The 2,052-nt window shown below is 72.2% G+C and carries 1 protein-coding gene; it reads left to right on the plus strand.

All coding sequences use genetic code 11. From position 1 onward, the window contains the following. Positions 1-84 precede the first annotated feature (84 nt). The coding region (locus D183_RS0113470) for a VIT domain-containing protein (protein ID WP_255325529.1) at positions 85-2,052 on the plus strand (1,968 nt) is incomplete at its 3' end.

Here is a 2,052-nt window from a genome sequence, read left to right on the forward strand (position 1 = left end):
GTCGCCTGAGTCTGGACGCACACAGGCAACCCCATCGCGTCACGGCGGACGTTCAAGCCATACCGTCCCAGCAAGGAGCGTTCCATGCCGTCCACCATGCGCAGAAGCGTGTACGTGTTGTTGCTTTCGTTGTCGTTACTCGCCGCGGTCCCGGTCGGGGCGCAGTCCGCGCCGCAGCGGCAATTGGTCGCGCCGTTGCTGCACACCGACGCCGGCGAACGTACGGTCGAACTGCGCTCGGCGACCGTGCGTGCGCATGCCGCCGCTGGCCTGGCCGAAACCACGGTGGAGCTGGAGTTCTTCAATCCCAACGCGCGCGTGCTGGAAGGGCAGCTGACGTTCCCGCTGCGCGAGGGGCAGCAACTCAGCGGTTTCGCCCTGGACGTCGACGGGCAGATGCGCGACGCGGTGCCGGTACCCAAGGCGCGCGGGCGCCAGGTGTTCGAAGCGGTCGAGCGGCGTGGCGTGGATCCGGGCCTGCTCGAGCAGACCGCCGGTAACCAGTTCCGGCTGCGCGTCTACCCGCTGCCGGCGCATGGCAGCCGCCATGTGCACCTGGTCTATCGCGAATCGCTACAGCGCACCGCCGCCGGCTGGCAATGGCGCTTGCCGCTGGCGTATGCGGTCGGCGCGCGGTCGCTGCAGGTCGCGCTGAGTACCCAGGCCGCGCCTGATGAACGCGTGGCGACGCCCGGCATGCGGCTGCTGCCGACGGCGGACGGTGGCTACGCCGCGTCCTGGTCCGGCAGCCCGGCGCAGTTGCCGTCGGAGCTGGTGCTGTCGCTGCGCGCAAGCGCCGCGCCGCGCGTGGCGACCGGTCTCCACGATGGCCAGCGCTACTTCCAGGCGCTGGTGCCGATCGCCGACCTGCATGGCCCGCGCCCGCTGCCGCAACGCATCGGCCTGCTCTGGGACGCGTCCGGCTCGGCACGGCAGCGCGACATTCCGGCCGAACTGGCCTTGCTGCAGCGCTATTTCGCCGCGGTCGGCACCGCCCAGGTTGATCTGATCGTGCTGCGCGACCGTGCCGCGGCGCCGCGCAGGTTCCAGGTGCGCAACGGCGACTGGAGCGCCCTGAAGGCGGCGTTGCAGGCCGAGCAGCCCGACGGCGCCAGTGCGCTGGGCGCCTGGCAACCGGCGGCGCAGGTGCAGGAGTATCTGTTGTTCAGCGATGGCCTGGGCAACTACGGCGCGCAGACCATGCCGACCCTGGCGCCGGGGCAGCGTCTGTATGCGATCGACTCGGCCGGCGTGCACGCCGATGCCGCGCGCCTGGCGGCGATCGCGGAAGCGCGCGGCGGACGCGCGATCGCATTGCAGAGCCTGCCGGGCGTGCAACTGGCCAGCGAGCGGCTGTTGCGGCGTGGCGGCGAACTGGTCGCGCTGGACGGTAGCCAGGTCGCCGATCTGGTCGCCGATTCGCGCGACGCCGACGATGGTTACCTGCGCATCGCCGGGCGACTGCTCGGCGCCGATGCGACGCTGCACCTGGAGATGGCCACCGCCGCCAGCACCCGACGCCTGAGTCTGCCGTTGCGCGAGGCGGAGGACGTTCCAGGCGACCTGGTGCCGGGCGCCTGGGCGCGGGCCATGCTGCGCAGTCTGTCCGCCGATCCGCAGGGATCGGCCGCGCGCCGCCAGGCGCTGGCGACGCGTTTCGGGCTGGTCAGCGCCGACACCTCGTTGCTGGTGCTGGAGAATGCCGACGACTACGCCCGCTATGGCATCCCGGCGCCTTCGGCGCTGAGTGCGGCGGTGGCGGGTGCGCAGGTGCGGCAGCAGAAGCTGCAGGACGACACGCGCAAGCGACGCATCGACGCGATCGCCGAAGCGTTCGCGCAGCGTGTCGCCTGGTGGCAGCGGCGCTTTCCCAAGGGCACGCCACCCCACGCCATCGCCGCCGCGGGCAATGCCGACCAGCGGCTGGACGCCAGGGCGCGCGCGCAGAGCTCCATGGCCCTCGCGCCGTCGCCTGCGGCGCCTGCAGCGCCGATGTCGGCGGCCGCACCCGCGCCGCTGGAATTGGCGATCGTCGGCGGCTCGCCCGCAGCA

The organism is Xanthomonas sp. SHU 199 (assembly GCF_000364665.1).
GTDB lineage: Bacteria > Pseudomonadota > Gammaproteobacteria > Xanthomonadales > Xanthomonadaceae > Xanthomonas_A > Xanthomonas_A sontii.